Source organism: Streptomyces sp. 142MFCol3.1 (genome assembly GCF_000424945.1).
Taxonomy (GTDB): Bacteria; Actinomycetota; Actinomycetes; order Streptomycetales; family Streptomycetaceae; genus Streptomyces; species Streptomyces siamensis.
Genome location: NZ_AUKV01000002.1, coordinates 157,178 through 177,968, shown reverse-complemented (window position 1 = coordinate 177,968; position 20,791 = coordinate 157,178). Strand labels below are relative to the sequence as shown.

18 protein-coding genes are annotated in these 20,791 nt (G+C 70.2%); 9 read left to right on the top strand and 9 right to left on the bottom strand.

Annotated features, from left to right (window positions below; translation table 11 throughout):
- The first annotated feature begins 7 nt into the window (after positions 1-7).
- The 4 genes from H305_RS52045 to H305_RS0103235 all read left to right on the top strand — a co-directional run bounded on the left by H305_RS52045 (position 8) and on the right by H305_RS0103235 (position 2,881).
- Positions 8-184, top strand: a complete 177-nt coding sequence (locus H305_RS52045; RefSeq protein WP_107439946.1) for a DUF4177 domain-containing protein — start codon at positions 8-10, stop codon at positions 182-184.
- Positions 181-651, top strand: a complete 471-nt coding sequence (locus tag H305_RS0103245) for a RidA family protein (protein WP_028799157.1) — start codon at positions 181-183, stop codon at positions 649-651. The genes H305_RS52045 and H305_RS0103245 overlap by 4 nt, the downstream gene beginning before the upstream one ends.
- 533 nt (positions 652-1,184) lie before the next feature.
- On the top strand, positions 1,185-2,054 hold the full coding sequence (locus H305_RS0103240; protein ID WP_028799156.1) for an NUDIX hydrolase: 870 nt from the start codon (positions 1,185-1,187) through the stop codon (positions 2,052-2,054).
- A complete protein-coding gene (locus tag H305_RS0103235; protein ID WP_028799155.1) occupies positions 2,051-2,881 on the top strand; it encodes an MBL fold metallo-hydrolase in 831 nt (276 codons plus the stop codon). Before H305_RS0103240 ends, H305_RS0103235 begins: the two co-directional genes overlap by 4 nt.
- 143 nt (positions 2,882-3,024) lie before the next feature.
- On the opposite strand, the gene H305_RS0103230 is transcribed toward H305_RS0103235, so the two are convergent.
- Positions 3,025-3,699, bottom strand: coding sequence for a Crp/Fnr family transcriptional regulator (locus tag H305_RS0103230; protein ID WP_006382668.1), 675 nt, complete (start codon positions 3,697-3,699; stop codon positions 3,025-3,027).
- 383 nt (positions 3,700-4,082) lie between these two features.
- Between H305_RS0103230 and nth the strand changes: the two genes are divergently transcribed.
- The 3 genes from nth to H305_RS0103215 all read left to right on the top strand — a co-directional run bounded on the left by nth (position 4,083) and on the right by H305_RS0103215 (position 7,266).
- A complete protein-coding gene (gene nth / locus H305_RS0103225) occupies positions 4,083-5,222 on the top strand; it encodes an endonuclease III (RefSeq protein ID WP_028799154.1) in 1,140 nt (379 codons plus the stop codon).
- 52 nt (positions 5,223-5,274) lie between these two features.
- Entirely contained in the window at positions 5,275-5,970 is a 696-nt protein-coding gene (locus H305_RS0103220; RefSeq protein ID WP_028799153.1) for an NUDIX hydrolase, read from the top strand.
- 96 nt (positions 5,971-6,066) lie between these two features.
- Positions 6,067-7,266 carry a MarP family serine protease gene (locus H305_RS0103215; RefSeq protein ID WP_028799152.1) on the top strand — a complete coding sequence of 400 codons (1,200 nt, stop codon included), beginning with the start codon at positions 6,067-6,069 and terminating at the stop codon, positions 7,264-7,266.
- A gap of 27 nt (positions 7,267-7,293) precedes the next feature.
- Here H305_RS0103215 and H305_RS54360 read toward each other — a convergent pair whose 3' ends face one another.
- The 6 genes from H305_RS54360 to H305_RS0103190 all read right to left on the bottom strand — a co-directional run bounded on the left by H305_RS54360 (position 7,294) and on the right by H305_RS0103190 (position 15,609).
- Positions 7,294-7,473, bottom strand: coding sequence for a hypothetical protein (locus tag H305_RS54360; protein WP_078628851.1), 180 nt, complete (start codon positions 7,471-7,473; stop codon positions 7,294-7,296).
- Positions 7,474-7,747: 274 nt separating this feature from the next.
- Positions 7,748-8,698, bottom strand: a complete 951-nt coding sequence (locus H305_RS0103210) for an alpha/beta fold hydrolase (protein WP_028799151.1) — start codon at positions 8,696-8,698, stop codon at positions 7,748-7,750.
- On the bottom strand, positions 8,695-9,171 hold the full coding sequence (locus H305_RS0103205; RefSeq protein WP_028799150.1) for a phage holin family protein: 477 nt from the start codon (positions 9,169-9,171) through the stop codon (positions 8,695-8,697). The genes H305_RS0103210 and H305_RS0103205 overlap by 4 nt, the downstream gene beginning before the upstream one ends.
- Positions 9,172-9,239: 68 nt before the next feature.
- Positions 9,240-10,637: a Na+/H+ antiporter NhaA gene (nhaA, locus tag H305_RS0103200; protein ID WP_028799149.1), complete on the bottom strand. Its 1,398-nt coding sequence runs from the start codon at positions 10,635-10,637 to the stop codon at positions 9,240-9,242.
- A gap of 267 nt (positions 10,638-10,904) precedes the next feature.
- The gene (gene acs, locus H305_RS0103195; protein WP_078628849.1) at positions 10,905-12,905 is read right to left on the bottom strand and encodes an acetate--CoA ligase; all 2,001 of its coding nucleotides are present in this window, start codon (positions 12,903-12,905) and stop codon (positions 10,905-10,907) included.
- 334 nt (positions 12,906-13,239) lie between these two features.
- Positions 13,240-15,609 (bottom strand): SulP family inorganic anion transporter, encoded by a 2,370-nt coding sequence (locus tag H305_RS0103190; RefSeq protein ID WP_028799147.1) that lies wholly within the window; start codon positions 15,607-15,609, stop codon positions 13,240-13,242.
- A 339-nt stretch (positions 15,610-15,948) separates the two neighbouring features.
- Here H305_RS0103190 and H305_RS0103185 point away from each other — a divergent pair, with 339 nt between their 5' ends.
- Positions 15,949-17,220, top strand: a complete 1,272-nt coding sequence (locus H305_RS0103185) for a hypothetical protein (protein WP_028799146.1) — start codon at positions 15,949-15,951, stop codon at positions 17,218-17,220.
- A 54-nt stretch (positions 17,221-17,274) separates the two neighbouring features.
- Here the strand turns inward: H305_RS0103185 and H305_RS0103180 are convergent, their stop codons facing one another.
- The gene (locus H305_RS0103180; protein ID WP_028799145.1) at positions 17,275-18,255 is read right to left on the bottom strand and encodes an ATP-binding protein; all 981 of its coding nucleotides are present in this window, start codon (positions 18,253-18,255) and stop codon (positions 17,275-17,277) included.
- 101 nt (positions 18,256-18,356) lie between these two features.
- Here H305_RS0103180 and H305_RS0103175 point away from each other — a divergent pair, with 101 nt between their 5' ends.
- Positions 18,357-19,181 carry a hypothetical protein gene (locus H305_RS0103175; protein WP_028799144.1) on the top strand — a complete coding sequence of 275 codons (825 nt, stop codon included), beginning with the start codon at positions 18,357-18,359 and terminating at the stop codon, positions 19,179-19,181.
- 369 nt (positions 19,182-19,550) lie between these two features.
- Here H305_RS0103175 and H305_RS0103170 read toward each other — a convergent pair whose 3' ends face one another.
- Complete coding sequence (locus tag H305_RS0103170; RefSeq protein ID WP_028799143.1) at positions 19,551-20,384, bottom strand: HAD family hydrolase; 834 nt, start codon at positions 20,382-20,384, stop codon at positions 19,551-19,553.
- Positions 20,385-20,791 lie beyond the last annotated feature (407 nt).

Below are 20,791 nucleotides of genomic sequence, written 5' to 3'. Positions count from 1 at the left end.
TGTTGTCATGGCTGAAGCTAGCCGTCGTTCGTGGGAATACGCAACCGTGCCGCTGCTCGTCCATGCTACGAAGCAGATTCTGGACACCTGGGGCGAGGACGGCTGGGAGCTCGTCCAGGTCGTGCCCGGGCCTAACAACCCCGAGCAGCTGGTGGCCTACCTGAAGCGGGAGAAGTCGGCATGAGCGGGACCGTCGAGTCGAAGCTCGCGGAGCTCGGGCTGACCCTGCCGGACGTCGTCCCGCCGCTGGCCGCCTATCAGCCGGCCGTGCAGTCCGGTCTGTACGTGTACACCGCGGGGCAGCTGCCGATGGTGGACGGCAAGCTTCCCGTGACCGGGAAGGTGGGGGCCGAGGTCACGGCCGAGGAGGCCAAGGAACTGGCCCGTACGTGCGCGCTGAACGCGCTGGCGGCGGTCAAGTCGGTCGCCGGTGACCTGGACCGGATCGCGCGGGTCGTGAAGGTCGTGGGCTTCGTGGCGTCCGCTGCGGACTTCACCGGGCAGCCGGGTGTCCTGAACGGCGCGAGCGAGCTGCTGGGCGCCGTGCTGGGCGACAAGGGCGTGCACGCACGCAGCGCGGTCGGTGTGGCTGTTCTGCCGCTGGACGCTCCTGTGGAGGTCGAGATCCAGGTGGAGCTGACGGCGCCGTAGCCGGGGGGCGCCGGTCCGGTGGCCGTTTCGCCGTCTGCGCGGTGGGCGGGTCGGGGCCGTGCCGGTGATCCGCCCGTTGCAGCCCTTGTGTGGTCCGGTGTGTCAGTGCGGTGGGTTGGTGGCGTCGTCCGCAACGGGCATTTGATTCACCGGCACGGCCCCTTCCGTGGGGGAGGCGACTGCGGGTGTGAGTGGGGCCGGGGCCCGGGCGTTGGCCCGGCGGGCGGCGGCTCTCGCCCCATCCCGCCCCGCATTGAGGGCAGGGAGCCACCTTTCAGCCCGTCCGGCGATTGAGGACGAGGCCGTTCAGGCCGATTTCCCGCACCCCTGAGGTCGTCGTTGTCGCGGTCGGGGGCCGTGCCTCAGCCCGTCCGGCGTTTGAGGACGAGGCCGTTCCGGCCGATCGGGGGTCCGAGGGGCGGAGCCCCCGGGGGTTCGGTCCGGGCAGGGGCGGAGGGGGCGAAAGACCTGGTGGGCGCCCGCTGGGGCGAGAGGCACTCGAACATCCGCCCGGCTCGGGATAGCCTCCGGCCATGGCGAATGGGCAGTGGTATCCACCGGAGTGGCCAGAGCGGATCCGCGCGCTCGCGGAGGGCACCCTCACACCGGTGCCCCCCAGGCGCGCGGCCACGGTCATGCTGCTCAAGGACACCGACACCACCCCCGTCGTGCACATGCTCCGCAGACGCGCCTCCATGGCCTTCGCCGCCGGCGCGTACGCCTACCCCGGCGGCGGAGTGGACCCCCGGGACGACGAGCACCAGATCCGCTGGACGGGCCCCACGCGCGCGTGGTGGGCGAACAGGCTGGGCGTGGACGAGACCTCCGCCCAGGCCGTGGTCTGCGCGGCCGTGCGGGAGACGTACGAGGAGGCGGGCGTCCTGCTCGCCGGACCCAGCCCGGACACCGTGGTCGGCGACACGACGGGCGACGAGTGGGAGGCGGACCGCGCCGCCCTGGTCGCCCGCGACCTGTCCTTCGCCGAGTTCCTCGACCGCCGCGGTCTCGTGCTCCGCTCCGACCTGCTGGGTGCCTGGACCCGCTGGATCACCCCGGAGTTCGAGTCCCGCCGCTACGACACGTGGTTCTTCGTGGCCGCCCTCCCGGAGGGCCAGCGGACCCGGAACGCCTCCACGGAGGCCGACCGCACCGTGTGGATCCACCCGGCGGACGCTGCGGCCTCGTACGACGAGGGCGAGCTCACCATGATGCCGCCGACCATCGCGACCCTGCGCCAGCTCGTCCCGTACGGCACCGCCGCCGACGCCCTCGCCGCCGCACCCGAACGCGATCTGACGCCCGTCCTGGCCAAGGCCCGCCTGGAGAACGGCGAAGTGGTCCTCGCCTGGCCCGGCCATGACGAGTTCACCAAGCACATCCCGACCGGTGGAGCCTCCGCATGACCGACGCAACCGCCCTCCCCGGCCAGCCCCGCGGCGGGGTCGAGTCCGGTCCCGCCACCGCGCGCGCCGTCAACGTCCTGGCCCCGAACGCGTCCGCCATGACCTTGGACGGCACCAACACCTGGATCCTCTCCGAGCCCGGCTCCGCGTCGGCGGTCGTCGTCGATCCCGGCCCCCTGGACGACGTGCACCTGCGGAACGTCGTCGACACGGCGGAGAAGGCCGGCAAGCGGATCGCGCTCACCCTGCTCACCCACGGGCACCCGGACCACGCCGAGGGCGCATCGCGGTTCGCCGAGCTGACGGGCACTGAGGTGCGGGCGCTCGACCCCGCGCTGCGGCTCGGCGACGAGGGGCTGGGGCAGGGCGACGTCATCAGCGTCGGCGGTCTCGAACTGCGGGTCGTGTCGACGCCCGGCCACACCGCCGACTCGCTGTGCTTCCATATCCCCGCCGATCGGGCGGTGCTCACCGGCGACACCGTCCTCGGGCGCGGCACGACCGTCGTGGCCCACCCCGACGGCCGTCTGGGCGACTATCTCGACTCCCTGCGCCGGCTGCGCTCCCTGACGGTCGACGACGGCGTCCACATCGTCCTGCCGGGTCACGGGCCCGTCCTCGAAGACGCCCAGGGCGCCGTCGAGTTCTACCTCGCGCACCGTGCCCACCGGCTGGCCCAGGTGGAGACGGCCGTGGAGAACGGCTACCGGTCGCCCGCCGAGGTCGTCGCCCACGTGTACGTGGATGTCGACCGTTCCCTGTGGCCCGCGGCGGAGCTGTCGGTGCGCGCCCAGATGGACTATCTGCGCGAACACGGCCTGATCTGAGAGCTCCGGGTCCGGCTCCTCGGTCTTTCCCGGTCGGTCGCGGGACAGGCGCAGTGGCGAACGGAGCGTGCGGCCGCGTCGGGTGGCCGAAACGAGGAGGGGCCCCGCCGCACGGCGGGGCCCCTCCTCGTACGAAGTACGCGTCAGCGTGAGCGCTTCGCGAGGCGCTCCACGTCCAGCAGGATCACCGCGCGCGCCTCCAGGCGCAGCCAGCCGCGGCCGGCGAAGTCGGCGAGTGCCTTGTTGACGGTCTCACGCGACGCGCCCACCAGCTGGGCGAGTTCCTCCTGCGTGAGGTCGTGCACGACGTGGATGCCCTCCTCGGACTGCACGCCGAAGCGGCGCGACAGGTCCAGGAGCGCGCGGGCGACACGGCCCGGGACGTCGGAGAAGACCAGGTCGGACATCTGGTCGTTGGTCTTGCGCAGTCGACGGGCGACGGCGCGCAGCAGTGCGGCGGCCACCTCGGGCCGTGCGTTCAGCCAGGGCTGGAGGTCGCCGTGGCCGAGGCCGAGCAGCTTGACCTCGGTGAGCGCGGTGGCGGTCGCCGTACGCGGGCCCGGGTCGAACAGCGACAGTTCGCCGATCAGCTCGCCGGGGCCGAGGACCGCGAGCATGTTCTCGCGGCCGTCGGGGGAGGTGCGGTGGAGCTTCACCTTGCCCTCGGTCACCACATAGAGGCGGTCTCCGGGATCGCCCTCGTGGAAGAGAGCGTCACCTCGCGCGAGGGTCACCTCACTCATGGAGGCGCGGAGCTCCGCGGCCTGCTCGTCATCGAGCGCCGCGAAGAGCGGGGCGCGCCGCAGAACGTCGTCCACGAGTTCTCTCCTTGTCGACCTGCTCAGGGGATCTTGCTCCCCCTTGGTACCAGGGGACCGTGTTCCCCATCTTGCCGGACCGTCCAAACAGTGTGATCAGTCACAAGTCTGCCGCACTGGCGTCCCAGGGAGTGCGGCAGGGGGCCAATTGGGCGCCGATCTTCCGGGTCCAGGGCGGATGTCGGTGCCGGGCTTTAGGCTGGCCGGGTGTCCAAATCGCCGGTGAGAGCACAGGCCAAGGGGGCTGCGCGGGTGGTTGTACGTCGCGATTCCGCTATGGGCGAACAAGCTCTCGACGGATTCAAGAAACCGACAAAAGGGGCAAAGCACCTGCCGGTGGCGGGGGCGACTCTGCCGCCGGAAGGCGGGGAAGGGACGACGGCGTGACGCCGGCAGCGAAGAAGACCGCCAGTACGGCAGCCGAGAAGACGGCGGCCGACACAGCAGCAGCCGACACGAGGGCAGCGAAGAAGACCGCCAAGAAGACCGCCGGGACGGCAGTTGAGAAGTCCGCCGGGCAGGTGACCGCGGGGGCCCGGAAGAAGACCGCCGCCGTGCCCGCGAAGAGAGCCGGTGGCGATGCGGTCGAGAAGGTGACGCCGGCGAAGACGGCTCCGGCGAAGAAGACCGCCACGGCCGCGAAGAAGGCTGTCGCTGCGAAGGCCGCCGCTTCCGCGAAGAAGACCGCGGCGAACAGCGCCGCCGCTCCCGCGAAGAAGGCCGTCGCGGCCGCCGCGAAGCCCCCGAGGAACGAGTCGCGCACCGCCCTCGTGCGCCGCGCCCGGCGTATCGACCGCGAACTCGCCGAGGTCTACCCGTACGCCCACCCGGAGCTGGACTTCGAGAACCCCTTCCAGCTCATCGTCGCCACGGTGCTGTCCGCGCAGACCACCGATCTGCGGGTGAACCAGACGACCCCGGCGCTCTTCGCCAAGTACCCGACCCCGGAGGACCTGGCCGCGGCCGATCCGGAGGAGGTCGAGGAGATCCTGCGACCGACCGGGTTCTTCCGGGCCAAGACCAAGTCGGTGATAGGGCTGTCCAAGGCCCTGCGGGACGAGTTCGGCGGCGAGGTGCCGGGCCGGCTCGAAGACCTCGTCAAGCTGCCGGGCGTGGGGCGCAAGACGGCCTTCGTCGTCCTCGGCAATGCCTTCGGGCGGCCCGGGATCACCGTGGACACCCACTTCCAGCGGCTCGTGCGCCGGTGGCAGTGGACCGACGAGACCGACCCGGACAAGATCGAGGCGGCCGTCGGCGCGCTCTTCCCGAAGAGCGGGTGGACGATGCTGTCCCACCATGTGATCTTCCAAGGCCGCCGCATCTGCCACGCCAGGAAGCCCGCCTGCGGCGCATGCCCCATCGCGCCGCTCTGCCCGGCGTACGGGGAGGGCGAGACCGATCCGGAGAAGGCGAAGAAGCTCCTGAAGTACGAGAAGGGCGGCTTCCCCGGCCAGCGGCTCAAGCCCCCGCAGTCGTATCTGGACGCCGGAGGCATCCCCGCACCCCCACTGGGTGCCGGATGACGGAACGAACACGGCACCGACAGGCGTTGGGAACAGCAGAACGGGGGTGGCGATGACGCACGCGAGTGACACGCAGGGCGGGCCGGTGACGCTCAGCAAGGACGGTCTGCCCGACTGGCTGGCCCCGGTCGTGCACGCCGCCGAGACGGTGGAGCCGCTCCAGCTGAGCCGCTTCCTGCCGCCGGCGGACGGGGCCGGGCGCCAATCGGCCGTCCTCATCCTCTTCGGCGAGGGGGAGCGAGGTCCCGAGCTGCTGCTGATGGAGCGCGCCAGCTCCCTCAGATCGCACGCCGGGCAGCCCTCCTTCCCCGGTGGCGCCCTCGACCCCGAGGACGGCGATCCGAAGGGGGATGCGCCGCTGCGGGCCGCCCTGCGCGAGGCCGAGGAGGAGACCGGGCTCGACCCGAGCGGCGTCCAGCTCTTCGGCGTGCTGCCCAAGCTGTACATCCCGGTGAGCAGCTTCGTGGTGACCCCGGTCCTGGGCTGGTGGCGCCGTCCGACACCGGTCGGCGTCGTCGACCCCGCCGAGACGGCCAGAGTCTTCACGGTCCCCGTGGCGGATCTCACGGACCCCGCCAACCGCGCCACCACGGTGCACCCCAGCGGCCACCGAGGTCCGGCATTTCTGGTCGAATCGGCCCTCGTCTGGGGTTTCACGGCCGGTGTGATCGACAAGATCCTGCACTACTCCGGGTGGGAGCGTCCCTGGGACCGCGCGAAGCAGGTCCCGCTCGACTGGCGCTCATGACAGGGTGGCCCCCGTGCTGTGTTTTTCCGGGGGGCGACCCCTGGACCCCCGGCCGGACGATCGCGACCGGAAAGTGATGAGGCGAGGCTCGAAGCAGTGAACGTGCTGGACATCCTGTTGCTGGTCGCCGCCGTGTGGTTCGCGATCGTCGGCTATCGCCAGGGCTTCGTCGTAGGCATCCTGTCGGTGATCGGCTTCCTGGGCGGCGGCCTCGTCGCCGTCTACCTGCTCCCGCTGATCTGGGGCTGGGCCACCGACGACACCGAGGTGAGTACGACCGCCGCCGTGGTCGCCGTGATCGTCGTGATCGTCTGCGCCTCGGTCGGGCAGGCCCTGACCACCCATCTTGGCAACAAACTGCGGCGGTACATCACCTGGTCCCCGGCCCGCGCCCTGGACGCGACGGGCGGCGCCCTGGTGAACGTGGTGGCGATGCTCCTCGTGGCCTGGCTGATCGGCTCCGCCCTCGCCGGTACGACGCTGCCGACGCTCGGCAAGGAGGTCCGCAACTCCAAGGTGCTGCTCGGGGTGTCCCGCGCGCTGCCCACCCAGGCGAACACCTGGTTCGCCGACTTCTCCTCGGTGCTCGCGCAGAACGGCTTCCCGCAGGTCTTCAGCCCCTTCGCCAACGAGCCCATCACCGAGGTGCAGCCGCCCGACCCGGCGCTCGCCCGCAGCCCCGTCGCCACCCGCGCCCAGAGGTCCATCGTCAAGGTGATGGGCACGGCGCAGAGTTGCGGCAAGGTGCTCGAAGGCACCGGCTTCGTCTTCAGCGACCGCCGTGTGATGACCAACGCGCACGTCGTCGGCGGGGTCGACGAGCCCACCGTGCAGATCGGCGGCGAGGGCAAGAAGTACGACGCCACGGTCGTCCTGTACGACTGGGAGCGCGACATCGCCGTACTCGACGTGCCCAACCTCCACGCGCCCGTGCTGCAGTTCAGCCGGCAGGACGCGACGAGCGGCAGCAGCGCCATCGTCGCCGGCTTCCCGCAGAACGGCGCGTACAACGTCCAGCCCGCGCGCGTACGCGGTCGCATCACGGCCAACGGCCCGGACATCTACCACCGCAAGACGGTGCGCCGAGACGTCTACTCGCTCTACGCGACCGTCCGCCAGGGCAACTCCGGCGGCCCGCTGCTCACACCCGACGGCAAGGTGTACGGCGTGGTCTTCGCGAAGTCGCTCGACGACGCCAACACCGGATACGCGCTCACCGCGGACGAGGTCGCGGAGGACGTCGCCGAGGGGCGTACCGCCAACCAGCAGGTGGACAGCGACAGCTGCGCGCTCTGAGCCCGCCCCGCGGGGGCGGGCCGTCGCTCAGCCGCGCGGGTGGCGCAGTCGCACCGAGACCCAGCGGGCCCGGCGGCGCAGGATGTGCGGAATCCCCACGCGAGTGTCCGCGCCCGGCATCTGCGGGGTACCCCTCCGATGGGAGCTCAGGCCCGTCGCCGAGCGGCGATTGCGTGCTGCGTCACTGTAGTCGTGCGTCCAGCCCATACCCCGACGTCTGCCCCAGCCCCAAGGTCCATAACCGCGCCCGGGGCCCTCAATTGGCCTATGCGCCAGGCAATTGGCCGTTCGAAGCACAGATGTTCCCGTTCGCATACCGGGCGCGTCCGCGCGGTCACTCCCGGCTGTCCGCGCGGGTGTGACGGCTGTCCTCGCGGGCGCGTGACGGCTTGCGCGCGCGGGGCCCGGGCGGACTCCTGACGTGGCGTCGGGCGTCTGCTGAGGGGTCGTCGGGCTGCCCGGGTTGTCCGCGCCGGCCCGTTCACCTGTCCGGTTCGGGGTCCTTGAGCCAGTTGACCAGTTCGGTGGAGAAGGCCACCGGGTCCTCCTCGTGCGGGAAGTGCCCGAGCCCGTCGAACAGCCGCCAGCGGTAGGGCGCTTCGACGTACTCCCCGGACCCCGCCGCGCTCCGCGTCCGCATCACCGGGTCGAGCGAGCCGTGCAGATGCAGCGTCGGCACCCGTACCGGCCGCTTCATGCGCCGGTTGAACTGGATGCCGTCCGGGCGTGCCATGGACCGCACCATCCAGCGGTACGGCTCGATCGAGCAGTGCGCCGTGGACGGGATGCACATGGCGCGGCGGTACGTCTGTACGGCCTCGTCGTCCGGCTGCCGCGGTCCGGACCAGTCCCGTACCAGACGGCCCACCAGGGCGCCGTCGTCCACGACGAGTTGACGTTCCGGGATCCAGGGGCGCTGGAATCCCCAGATGTAGGAGCCGGCCGCCGTCTGCTTGACGTCGGACAGCATCGCGGAACGCCAGCGCCGCGGGTGCGGCATGGACGACACGGCGAGCCGGCGGACCAGCTTGGGCCGCATGACGGCCGCCGTCCACGCCAGGTACCCGCCCAGGTCGTGCCCGACGAGCGCGGCGTCGGGCTCGCCGAGGGACCGTACGACGCCGGTGATGTCGAGCGCGAGGTTCGCGGGGTCGTAACCGCGGGGAGTACGGTCGCTGCCTCCGACACCCCGCAGGTCCATGGCCACGGCCCGGAACCCGGCGTCGGCGAGCGCGGTCATCTGGTGCCGCCACGCCCACCAGAACTGGGGGAAGCCGTGCAGCAGCAGGACGAGCGGGCCGTCCCCCAGTTCGGCGATGTGGAAGCGGGCGCCGTTCGCCGCGACGTCACGGTGGGTCACCTCGGGTCCGCCGGGCAGGCCGATGCGTACGGCGGAGGCGGGTTGCGCCGAAGGTGTGGCGGGGTCGGTCATGAGGATGAGCGTGCCACAGCCTCGACCGCGTCATCGACCCGCTCCGCGCGGGGGTGCGGCTTGGCGTTCTGCAGGACGCTCGCCGATTCCTTCATCGAGGCGGCGACCTTCTGCGGGCCCTGGCTCTTCTTCGCCTTCTTGGCGAAGACGACACCGATCAGCGCCAGTACGGCGGCGACCAGCACGTTCGCGGCGAACGACAGAAGGAAGCAGATCGCCAGGTTCCAGTTGCTCCAGGTCCGGATGCCGTAGGCGAGGGCGAAGTTCAGCATCGGCAGGGAGAAGAGCAGCACCGCCGCGGCCACCGAGAACGCGCCGCCACTGGTCGCGCCGCGCTTGACGTCCCGCTTGAGCTGCGCCTTCGCCAGCGCGATCTCGTCGTGCACCAGGGCGGACATCTCGGTCGTCGCCGAGGCGAACAGCTGGCCGATGCTGCGTTCGGCGCCGACCGGGCTGCCGTCGGGTGCGCTCATCGCGTTCTCCCTTTTCTGCTGAGTCTGTGCGGTCCGGCTTCTGCTTCTGTTTGTACCGTCTGGTCAGATCATGCCGGACCGTCGTCTCCCGCGCCTGCCCCGCCCTTCACTTCGGCAAGCCTGCGGTGCTCGGCGGCCTTCCGTTCGTAGATCTCGGCCATCCGTAGGTGGTACGCCGGGTCGTCCTCCTCGTAGATGTCGGGGATCCCGTCGCGGTCGTCGTCGCGCTCCTCGACTTCGCACAGCGCGCGGTACCTGGCGTTGCGGATCTTCAGCATTGCGGTGGCGAGGGCGGCGGCGATGACCGAGCCGACCAGTACGGCGGCCTTGATCTCGTCGGTGAGGGCATCGTCGCCCTGGAAGGCCAGTTCGCCGATCAGCAGCGAGACGGTGAAGCCGATGCCGGCCAGGGTCGCGACGGCGGCGACGTCGGCCCAGGCCAGGTCCTCGTTGAGGGTCGCCCGGGTGAATCGCGCCGTCAGCCAGGTGCCGCCGAAGACGCCGACCGCCTTGCCGACGACGAGTCCGAGGACGACACCCAGCGTCTCCGGGCGGGTGAAGACGTCGCCCAGCGCGCTGCCGGACACCGCCACACCCGCGCTGAACAGGGCGAACAGCGGCACCGCGAGCCCGGCGGACAGGGGCCGCACGAGGTGTTCGATGTGCTCGCCGGGGGAGTTCTCCTCGCCCTCGCGCCGGTGGCAGCGCAGCATCAGGCCCATCGCGACGCCGGCGATCGTGGCGTGGACGCCGCTGTTGTACATCAACCCCCAGATGACGAGGGCGAGCGGCACGTACACGTACCAGCCGCGTACGCCCTTGCGCAGCAGCAGCCAGAACGCGGCGAGGCCGACGACCGCGCCGCCGAGCGCGGCGAGGTCGATGTCCTCGGTGAAGAAGACCGCGATGATCAGGATGGCGAACAGGTCGTCGACGACGGCGAGGGTCAGGAGGAAGGCGCGCAGGGCGGAGGGCAGCGATGTCCCGAGGACGGCGAGGACGGCGAGCGCGAAGGCGATGTCGGTGGCGGTCGGGACGGCCCATCCGTCGAGCGAGCCGCCGCCGAGCGCGTTGGTGAGGGCGTAGACGAGGGCGGGAACGGCCATGCCGCAGACGGCGGCGACGACGGGCAGCAGCGCGGCCTTAGGGTCGCGCAGGTCACCGGCCACCAGTTCGCGTTTCAGCTCGATGCCGGCGACGAAGAAGAACACGGCGAGCAGGCCGTCGGCCGCCCAGTGCTCGACGGACAGGTCGAGCCCGAGCGCGGCGGGGCCGAAGTGGAAGTGGGCGACGCTCGCGTAGCTGTCCTGAAGTGGCGTGTTCGCCCAGATCAGTGCGGCGATCGTGGCGAGGAGCAGCAGGACGCCGCCGACGGTCTCGGTGCGCAGCGCGTCCGCGACGAAGGTCCGCTCGGGCAGGGACAGCCGGCCGAGGAACTTGCGGGCGGGGGTGCGGAGCGCGGTCACGATGAGACCTCCGGTCGGTGGGCAGGGCTGAATACCTGCCGACCAGACTTCCCGGCACACCATGACGATCTTGTCGCGTCGTTGACGCTCTCTTCAGATTACCCAGCAGGTGGCCGTTGCTGTACGACGATCTTCACATGAACCGCGAAAGGGGGCACTCGGCGCGGCTGGGGGAGAGCCGCGCCGAGTGCCCCCGAACGCACGGTGCCGGGTCGTCAGGGCTCGTCGTGAGTCCTCGTCGTCCGGCCGCTTCGCGAGTCCTCGTCGTCAGTCCTCGCTCGGCGCCGCCGGGAGCTTGGCCTGGATGAGGTCCATCACCGCGGAGTCCGTGAGGGTGGTGACGTCACCGAGCTCGCGGTTCTCGGCCACGTCGCGCAGCAGCCGGCGCATGATCTTGCCGGACCGCGTCTTCGGCAGTTCCGCCACCGGGAGGACCCGCTTGGGCTTGGCGATCGGCCCGAGCGTGGAGCCCACGTGGTTGCGCAGGTCGGCGACGAGTCCCTCGTCGTCCGCGGAGGCCGAGCCCCGCAGGATCACGAAGGCCACGATCGCCTGCCCGGTCGTCTCGTCCGCGGCGCCGACGACCGCCGCCTCGGCGACCGACGGGTGCGAGACGAGAGCCGATTCGACCTCGGTCGTCGAGATGTTGTGCCCGGACACGAGCATGACGTCGTCGACCCGGCCGAGCAGCCAGATGTCCCCGTCCTCGTCCTTCTTGGCGCCGTCCCCGGCGAAGTACTTGCCCTCGAAGCGCGACCAGTACGTGTCGATGAACCGCTGGTCGTCGCCCCAGATGGTGCGCAGCATCGACGGCCACGGCTCGGTCAGGACGAGGTAACCGCCGCCGCCGTTCGGTACTTCGTTGGCCTCGTCGTCGACGACCGTCGCCGCGATGCCCGGCAGCGGGCGCTGCGCGGAGCCCGGCTTGGTCTCGGTGACCCCGGGCAGCGGCGAGATCATCATCGCGCCGGTCTCCGTCTGCCACCAGGTGTCCACGATCGGGGTGCGGTCGCCGCCGATGTGCTTGCGGTACCAGACCCAGGCCTCGGGGTTGATCGGCTCGCCGACCGACCCCAGCACCCGCAGCGACGACAGGTCGAACTTCGCGGGGATGTCGTCGCCCCACTTCATGAACGTGCGGATGGCGGTGGGCGCCGTGTACAGGATCGTGACGCCGTACTTCTGGATGATCTCCCAGAAGCGCCCCTGGTGCGGGGTGTCGGGTGTGCCCTCGTACATGACCTGCGTCGCGCCGTTCGAGAGCGGGCCGTACGTGATGTAGGAGTGTCCGGTGACCCAGCCGATGTCGGCCGTGCACCAGTACACGTCGGTCTCGGGCTTGAGATCGAAGACGGAGTGGTGGGTGTACGACGTCTGGGTGAGGTAGCCGCCGGAGGTGTGCAGGATGCCCTTCGGCTTCCCTGTCGTCCCCGACGTGTAGAGGATGAAGAGCGGGTGCTCGGCCTCGAACGCCTCCGGGGTGTGTTCGGCCGACTGCCGCTCGACGATCTCGTGCCACCACACGTCGCGGCCCTCGGTCCAGTCGACCTCCTGGCCCGTACGCCGTACGACCAGGACCTTGTCGACCCCGTCGACGCGGCTCACGGCCTCGTCGACGGCGGGCTTGAGAGCGGACGGCTTGCCGCGCCGGTAGCCGCCGTCGGAGGTGATGACCAGCTTGGCGTCGGCGTCCTTGATGCGGGCGGCGATGGCGTCCGCGGAGAATCCGCCGAAGACGACGGAGTGCGCGGCACCGATGCGGGCGCAGGCCAGCATCGCGACGACGGCCTCGGGGATCATCGGCAGGTAGACGGCGACCCGGTCGCCCTTGCCGACTCCCAGCTCGGTCAGGGCGTTCGCGGCCTTGGAGACCTCGTCCTTGAGCTCGGCATAGGTGATGGTGCGGCCGTCGCCCGGCTCGCCCTCGAAGTGGATGGCCACGCGGTCGCCGTGTCCGGCCTCGACGTGCCGGTCCACGCAGTTGTACGCGACGTTGAGCTTGCCGTCCTTGAACCACTTGGCGAACGGCGGGTTCGACCAGTCCAGCGTCTCGGTCGGCTCGGTGGCCCAGGTCAGCCGGCGGGCCTGCTCGGCCCAGAAGCCGAGCCTGTCAGCCTTGGCCTGCTCATACGCCTCCGCGGTGACGTTGGCGTTCGCGGCCAGGTCGGCGGGCGGCGCGAACCTGCGCTCTTCCTTCAGCAGGTTGGCCAGGCTTTCGTTGCTCACGACATCTCCCTTTCCCAGGGTGTCCGTTGTGTCCCAGACCACAGCTCATCAGACCGGGGGCCTCGATGACAAGGGCCGATCCCAAATTGGTTTAGACCTGTTGAACGGTGCTGGTCCAGGCAGCCGGCTCTCGCTGTGCGTCCTGGCCCTCGGGCACGGCCCGCACATCCCTCGTGCGGGCCGAAGAGGGCCGCACTCTGGGGCACGTACGGTCCGGCCGTCGGGTTCACCCGCCCAGCTTCCCCGCTTCGGTCCCCGGAACGCACGAAGTGCCCCCCGACGCGCGGGAGGCACACATGCGGTGCGCATGTGGTGCGCGGCCCCGTCGGACGGGGCCGCGCACCATCAGCCGGTCACGCCGGGTGGCGTGGTGCGGTCATGCCGGGTGGTGCAGATCCTCCGTCGCCCCGACGCGTTCGAACAGCTCGGTCCCGTCGCGATCGTCCAGCAGGTACGCCTGTGCCTCCCCGACGTGGAAGTACATCCCGTGCAGTTCGAGCGCACCCTCCCGAAGGGCTCGTGCCACGGATTCGTGGGACCGCAGGTGCTCCAGCTGCTGCACCACGTTGGTCAGGCAGAGCTGTTCCACCGCGTCGGCGGGCTCACGTCCGGCGAACCGTGCTCCCGGGTGGCCCTCGGCGGCCATCCGCTCCAGGCTCGGGCGTCCGTGCCGCAGCCAGCGCTTGAGCGGGGTCAGCGCCCCTCGGGGCTCCGAAGCCAGCAGGGCCTGCATCGCCCCGCACCCGGAGTGTCCGCACACCGTGATGGACCGCACCTTCAGCACGTCCACCGCGTACTCGATCGCGGCGGCGACCGAGTCGTCGCCGCTCTCGTCCCCGGGCAGCGGCACGAGATTGCCCACGTTCCGTACGACGAAGAGGTCGCCCGGGCCGCTGGAGGTGATCATCGACGTGACGAGCCGGGAGTCGGCGCAGGTGAGGAACAGCTGGGACGGCCGCTGCCCCTCCCGGGCCAGCCGGGCCAGCTCGCCCCGCACCAGGGGTGCGGTGTTGCGCTGGAACGCGCTGATGCCGCGCGCCAGTTGGTGGCTGCTCGGTCTGGGGGCACAGTCCTCCTCGTCCGGGGCGGCGGACGGTTCGCAGGCGGGCGTGGCCCGCGGGGCGGCGGACGTCTCGCAGTGGTGGTTGCGCCAGGGGGTCCAGGGTCGGCAGCGGCAGTGCGCGGAGCCCGCCGGCTCGGCGATCCTGGCCCCCGCACGGCCCGTGAACTCGACCGTGCCGCCCCGCGCGACGTGCGAGTTCTGCCAGTCCTGCAGTGACTCGTATGCCGCGTGATCCATGAAGGAACCGTCCAACTCGACCACGGTGTGCGCTCCTTGGGGGATGAGGTGGAGGGCCCGGCTGAGCCGCGGCACCGCTAGGAACGTCAGCTGCCCTCGTACGCGTACGTGATGGACATCTCCCTTCTCCTCGTGCGTGATGCGGGTGCGGGTGAGGCGGTGCAGGGCGACGCCGACGGCCACGGAGACCCCCAGTGCCACGCCTTCGAGGACTCCCAGGAGGACGACGCCGAGGGTGGTGACGGCGTAGACCAGGACCTCGCGGTGGCGGGTCACCGCGCGAATGTGGTTCAGGGACACCATCTGGATGCCGACGGCCATCACCAGGGCGGCGAGCGATGCGAGGGGGATCAGCTCGAGGATCGGGACCATCAGCAGGGCGGCGATCACTACGAAAACGCCGTGCAGCATCGTGGAGTTCCGGCTGACGGCGCCGGCGTTCACGTTCGCGGAACTTCGTACGGCCACGCCGGCGACCGGCAGTCCTCCGAGCGCGCCGGAGGCGATGTTGGCGGCGCCCTGACCGAGCAGTTCGCGGTTCAGGTCGGAGCGGCCCACCCGGGTCTGCTGTGCGGGCCGGCCCGCGATGAGCTTGTCCACGGCGACGGCGCCGAGCAGCGACTGCACGCTGCACACCAGCGTGGTGGTGAGCACGGCGGCGGCGATCCCGAGCACCGGCCCTTCGGGCAGTCCGGCCAGTGCGTGGCTGCTCCATGACGGCAGGTCGACCTTGGGCAGGGTCAGTCCCGCGAGCGTGGCCGCGACGGTGGCCCCGGCGACGGCGACGAGCGCGGTGGGGATGGTGCGCAGGAGCTTCCCGGCCTGGCCGGGAATGCGCGGCCAGGTGAACAGGAGTGCGAGGGTCAGCGCGCTCATCGTCACCGCGGCGAGGTGTACGTGCGCCAGTTGGTCGGGCAGCGCACGGACGTTGTCGAGGACCGAACTCTGCGGGGTGCCGCCCAGCACGATGTGCAGCTGGGCGACGGCGATGGTCACGCCGATGCCGGCGAGCATGCCGTGCACGATCGCGGGGCTGACGGCGAGCGCCGTGCGGGCTACGCGCAGGCAGCCCAGGCCCAGTTGGGCGACTCCGGCGAGGACGGTGATGGCGCAGGTCGTCCGCCATCCGTAACGGTGGATGAGTTCGGCGGTGACGACGGTCAGTCCCGCGGCGGGCCCGCTCACCTGGAGCGGTGTGCCGCCGAGCCGTCCGGCGACGATTCCTCCCACGGCCGCGGCGACGAGGCCGGCCTGGAGCGGGGCGCCGGTCGCGAGGGCGATGCCGAGGGACAGGGGCAGGGCGATCAGGAAGACGGCGATCGAGGCCGACAGGTCGGGCCCGGCGACATGGAATCGGCGGGGCGGGGTGGGTGGGGGGCTGTGGGGCTGGTGGGTGTGGGCGGGCCGAGTCGAGTCGGCGGCGCGGGTGGGGACGCAGGCGGACATGGTTCCCGTCTCCTCCGGGGCAGCGCGGTCGCGGAACGAGTGGTCCCCCGTCCGAGGTGGCGGGGGTGGATCGCGGCCGTGGGTCACGGCGTGCAGCGGCGGGATCTTCAACGCTCGGTAAATGGATCGTAATGCAGAGTAAAGGATTCTTGCCAGATATCAGAGCAAATGGGGCATTAATTCACTCGCTTGAGTGAACCGGGCATTTCATCAGCTTGTCATATTTATTCCTTTCTCGGTCCCGTGCGACCTTGGCGGCGCTGTCGGCAGATCACTGCACATCACCACAGAACGCCCTGATCGGCGTTGCCCCGACCGAAGGAAGAAGGAGGGCGGAAGATGGCCGCCACTCAGAGAATCGCCGCGGGCGTGGCAGTCGCCGCGGCCTGCGCATCGGCGCTCGCAGGTTGCGGGACGGGCGCCACCGGTTCGAAGGAAGGCGCGCACGGCACCAAGGAGGGCGCGGGAGCCCCGGCGCCCAAGAGCGCGATCCGTCTGATCGGCGACGGGTCCACCGCGTTCACCGGTGCGCAGCCGCATCTGCCGAAGCCGAAGCGGCTGAAGCCGGGTGAGAAGCCTCCGCAGTTCGTGGTGTTCTCGTGGGACGGTGCCGGCGAGGACAGTCAAAAGCTCTTCTCGCACTTCCGCAAGATCTCCCAGGCCAACAACGCGACGATGACGTACTTCCTGAGCGGCTTGTACCTGCTGCCGGAGGACAAGCGCGATCTGTACAGGCCGCCGCAGCACTCGCCCGGCAGCTCGGAGATCGGCTTCAACGACGAGCAGGGCATCAAGGACACCGTGAAGCAGCTGCGCGGGGCGTGGCTGGAGGGCAATGAGATCGGCACGCACTTCAACGGCCACTTCTGCGGCACCGACGGCGGGGTCGGCGAGTGGTCGGTCGCGGACTGGAAGAGTGAGATCTCCCAGGCGAAGTCGTTCGTGAAGTCCTGGAAGACCAACACCGGCATGAGGAAGGCGTCGCCGCTGCCGTTCGACTACGACAAGGAGCTCGTCGGCGCCCGGACGCCGTGCCTGGAAGGTAAGGAGAACTTCCGGAAGGCGGCCGGCCAGCTGGGCTTCCGCTACGACACCAGTGGCATCAACAACCAGGTCTGGCCCAAGAAGAAGGACGGCCTGTGGGACCTGTCGATGCAGCTGGTGCCCTTCCCCGGCCACACCTACGAGCAGCTGACCATGGACTACAACTTCATGGTCAGCCAGTCGGGAACCGAGACCCAGGGCGACCCCGACAAGCAGGAGTACTGGGGCGACCAGATGCGCGACGGGCTGCTCAAGGGCTTCCAGCGCGCCTACGACGGCAATCGTGCGCCCCTGGTGATCGGCAACCACTTCGAGTCCTGGAACGGCGGCACCTACATGCGGGCCATCGACCAGGTCGTCGAGAGCGTCTGCACCAAGTCCGAGGTGCGCTGCGTCTCCTTCCGGCAGCTCGCCGACTGGCTCGACGTCCAGGACCCCGCCACGCTCGACAAGCTCCGCGGACTCAAGGTCGGTGAGGCCCCGAAGCAGGGCTGGGCGTCCTTCCTCTCGGGCCGCCCCGCCCCGGCTCCGAAAGGCGTTCCCGGGGCGCCGGCCGTCAAGCCGTGACGGCGGGCCTCCCCGGGGCGCCGGCCGTCACGGCTTGACGGCGGTGGCCGCGGCTCACGCGATGGCCACCAGGCCCTCGCCCAGCACGAACCCGGGGTCGACCTGCGCGGCCAGGTCGGCGCCGGTCTTCGCGTTGCCCCAACTCCCGGCGTTCTTCAGGTGGAAGTGCACCATCTGGTGCGTGTAGCGCTCCCAGTCGCGCAGCTCGTACGTGGCGTCGGCGGCGGTCTGCAGCGTGCGCAGCGCGCGGCGGTTGGGCTCCTCCAGAAGCTCGAACCTGGGCGGGCGGCCCTTCTCCATGGCGCGCACCCAGTCCGAGTGCCCGACCGTGACCAGGAGATCGTCGCCGACCTCGGCGCGCAGGAAGTCGATGTCGTCCTGGCCCTGCACCTTGTTTCCCACGACCTTCAGGACCACGCCGAAGTCGCGTGCGTATTCCTTGTACTGGCGGTAGACGGAGACTCCCTTCCTGGTCGGTTCGGCGACCAGGAAGGTGACGTCGAAGCGGGTGAACAAGCCGGACGCGAAGGAGTCCGAGCCTGCTGTCATGTCGACGACGGTGTACTCACTTCGGCCGTCGACGAGATGATTCAGGCAGAGCTCCACCGCACCGGTCTTGGAGTGATAGCAGGCCACTCCCAGGTCGGCCTCGGTGAACGGGCCGGTGACCATCAAACGGATGGGGCCGCCGTCCAGTTCCACCGGACGCGCGCAGGCGTCGTAGACGGGATTGTTCTCGTTCAGCCGCAGCAGGCGCGAACCCTCGCCGGGCGGGGTCGTCTTGATCATCGTCTCCACGGACGCGATGCGCTGGTTGGAGCCGCGGAGATAGTCCTTGATCATCGGCAGTCGCTCACCCATGGCGGGCAGTGCCGCGGCTGTCGCCTCCTCGAGGCCCAGCGCGGCCCCCAGGTGCTGGTTGATGTCGGCGTCGATGGCGAGGACCGGCGCCCCCGTGGTCGCGAGGTGGCGGATGAACAAAGAGGACAGGGTCGTCTTGCCGCTGCCGCCCTTCCCGACGAAAGCAATTTTCATGTTCACCAAGCGTAGTCGCTTGATAGCGCTGAGTGTCAGGGTCACGTGAAGAAGACCACTCCTTCGTGGGGCGGGGGTCCGGGGTGCGTAGTGTCGTACTCATGAGTACGACAGGTGCGCACGCCGATCCGCTCGCGGCCCTGGGGTCCCTTCCCGGAGTGGCCGAATCCGTGGAGTCCGTCCGCAAAGCGGTGGACCGGGTCTACGGGCACCGGATCATGCGGCGCCGCAGCAACGAGATCACGTCCGAGGCGGCGCTGCGCGGCGCGCGCGGCTCCGCGGCGCTGTCGGGCGCCGACTGGGCTCTCGAAGAGGTGCGCCGCCGGACCGACTTCAGCGCGCACGACGAGGACCGTACGGTCGGTGCTGCCCTGCGGCTGACCGCGGAGGCGGGCCAACTCCTCTCCATCTGGCGGCAGTCGCCCCTCCGGGTCCTGGCCCGGCTGCATCTGGTGGCGGCTGCGGGCAAGGACGACGCGATCGGCCGCCCGCGGCAGGACGGCGAGCCGGTCGACGAGCCCCTTGTCGAGCTGCCGCTGCCGGACGCCGGCGAGGTGGCCGGGCGCCTCGAAGGGCTGTCCGGGCTGATCGTCGCGGGCGGTCCGGCCCCCGCGCTGGTGACCGCGGCGGTCGTCCACGGCGAACTGCTCGCGCTGCGCCCCTTCACCTCCCACAACGGCCTGGTGGCACGCACGGCCGAGCGGATCGTCCTGGTGGGCAGCGGCCTCGACCCGAAGTCGATCTGCCCGGCGGAGGTGGGCCACGCCGAGCTCGGCCGCGCGGCCTATCTGGCGGCTCTGGGCGGATATGTCTCCGGAACCCCTGACGGCATGGCGGCCTGGATCGCGCACTGCGGCAAGGCGGTCGTGCTGGGGGCCAGGGAGTCGACGGCGGTCTGCGAGGCGCTCCAGCGCGGGGCGGCGTGAGGCGGAAGACTGCCCGAACAGGGTTGCGGCGGTACGAGATCTCGTACCGCCGCTGGCATGCTCACCGGGTTACCAAGCGTCCTCGATATGTTGCCCATCAGGCCGGGATCTGTTGCCCGTCACCTGGTGCGGCTGGCCCGTAATCGACGGGTCGACGTCGCGTGGGTGCCCGGTGTTCATGCTCGGTCCGTGGGGCCTTGATTGCGTTTGAAGGTGATCCTCTCGGATGTCCTTGGTCTCGCGGGCCGTTAACCCCTTTGTACTCCAGGTCCCGAGGAAGTGAAACCCCTGGCTCTGCTTCTTTACTATTAGGTTCAAACGGGCGTGAAACGGTCGTCAATGTGCCGTGCGCGCACGTGTCTGACGGGCCTACAGGGTCGTCGCGCGCCGTCGGCTCGCGTACCAGACGAGCCCTGCGGTGGCCGCCGCCGCGCCTATGGCGGCGGCCGCGACGAGTGCGGGCCGCGGCGGTACGGACAGGGAGGGCAGTCGCTGCTTCAGCAGGACGGGGCGGTGGAAGTCGAGGATCGGCCATGAGCGGGCGATCGCCTCGCGGCGCAGTGCGCGGTCCGGGTTCACCGCGTGCGGGTGGCCGACGGACTCCAGCATCGGCACGTCGGTCGCCGAGTCGCTGTACGCGTAGCAGCGGTCCAGGTCGTATCCCTCGGAGGCGGCCAGCTGCTTTATCGCCTCCGCCTTCGTCGGTCCGTAGGCGTAGTACTCCACCTCGCCGGTGAAGCAGCCGTCGTCCCCGACGACCATGCGGGTGGCCACGACCCGGTCCGCGCCGAGCAGCTCGCCGATCGGCTCGACGACCTCGGCTCCGGACGTGGACACGATCACCACGTCGCGTCCGGCGGTGTGGTGCTCCTCGATGAGGGACGCGGCCTCGTCGTAGATGATCGGGTCGATCAGGTCGTGCAGCGTCTCGGCGACGATCTCCTTGACCTGCTGGACGTTCCAGCCGCGGCACATCGCGGACAGGTACTTGCGCATCCGCTCCATCTGGTCGTGGTCGGCGCCGCCGGCGAGGAACACGAACTGGGCATATGCGGTACGCAACGCGGCCCTGCGGTTGATCAGCCCGCCTTGGTAGAAGGACTTGCTGAACGTGAGCGTGCTCGACTTCGCAATGACCGTCTTGTCCAGGTCAAAGAAGGCTGCTGTGCGAGGCAAGGAGTGGTTTTCCACGAGCCTGAGCATATGCGCCCACCATTCGGCGTAAGGTGAGGCGTGTGGGTTTGCCTGAGAGGGCTCTCGGGTACACCATGGAAGTCACGGATCGTTCGCGACCGTGCTAACCCGGTCCGACTCCTCCCCCCCCGAGTCGGCCGTGGGGACGACCCCCGCTCTCCCCCCCGGCGGGGGTCGTCGCATGTCCGGACGCATTTTCCCCCTCATTCGCACGGCCTCGGAGCCTCATCGGCACCGCTGGGGTCGTGCTCTTCGCGTGCACATGATTCGTCACCCTGTGTAGCTGTGGGACTGCTCTGCGGAAGTCGTACAGGGGTCACCGGTATGGGTGAACGCGATATTCACAACCACTGAGTTGTCCACAGTTTTCGACCAAGATCCACATGATTTCCGGGCTCGCCCCACTGTGATTCCAA

What these genes read in the sequence shown, in the direction of transcription:
- H305_RS0103205 (WP_028799150.1), bottom strand. Translation starts at nt 9,171, where the DNA reads ATGAGCGCACCCGACGGCAGCCCGGTCGGCGCCGAACGCAGCATCGGC.
- H305_RS0103210 (WP_028799151.1), bottom strand. Translation starts at nt 8,698, where the DNA reads ATGACCGACCCCGCCACACCTTCGGCGCAACCCGCCTCCGCCGTACGC.
- H305_RS0103175 (WP_028799144.1), top strand. Translation starts at nt 18,357, where the DNA reads ATGAGTACGACAGGTGCGCACGCCGATCCGCTCGCGGCCCTGGGGTCC.
- H305_RS0103185 (WP_028799146.1), top strand. Translation starts at nt 15,949, where the DNA reads ATGGCCGCCACTCAGAGAATCGCCGCGGGCGTGGCAGTCGCCGCGGCC.
- H305_RS0103245 (WP_028799157.1), top strand. Translation starts at nt 181, where the DNA reads ATGAGCGGGACCGTCGAGTCGAAGCTCGCGGAGCTCGGGCTGACCCTG.
- H305_RS0103170 (WP_028799143.1), bottom strand. Translation starts at nt 20,384, where the DNA reads ATGCTCAGGCTCGTGGAAAACCACTCCTTGCCTCGCACAGCAGCCTTC.
- H305_RS0103220 (WP_028799153.1), top strand. Translation starts at nt 5,275, where the DNA reads ATGACGCACGCGAGTGACACGCAGGGCGGGCCGGTGACGCTCAGCAAG.
- H305_RS52045 (WP_107439946.1), top strand. Translation starts at nt 8, where the DNA reads ATGGCTGAAGCTAGCCGTCGTTCGTGGGAATACGCAACCGTGCCGCTG.
- H305_RS0103235 (WP_028799155.1), top strand. Translation starts at nt 2,051, where the DNA reads ATGACCGACGCAACCGCCCTCCCCGGCCAGCCCCGCGGCGGGGTCGAG.
- H305_RS54360 (WP_078628851.1), bottom strand. Translation starts at nt 7,473, where the DNA reads ATGGGCTGGACGCACGACTACAGTGACGCAGCACGCAATCGCCGCTCG.
- H305_RS0103240 (WP_028799156.1), top strand. Translation starts at nt 1,185, where the DNA reads ATGGCGAATGGGCAGTGGTATCCACCGGAGTGGCCAGAGCGGATCCGC.
- H305_RS0103180 (WP_028799145.1), bottom strand. Translation starts at nt 18,255, where the DNA reads ATGAAAATTGCTTTCGTCGGGAAGGGCGGCAGCGGCAAGACGACCCTG.
- H305_RS0103190 (WP_028799147.1), bottom strand. Translation starts at nt 15,609, where the DNA reads ATGTCCGCCTGCGTCCCCACCCGCGCCGCCGACTCGACTCGGCCCGCC.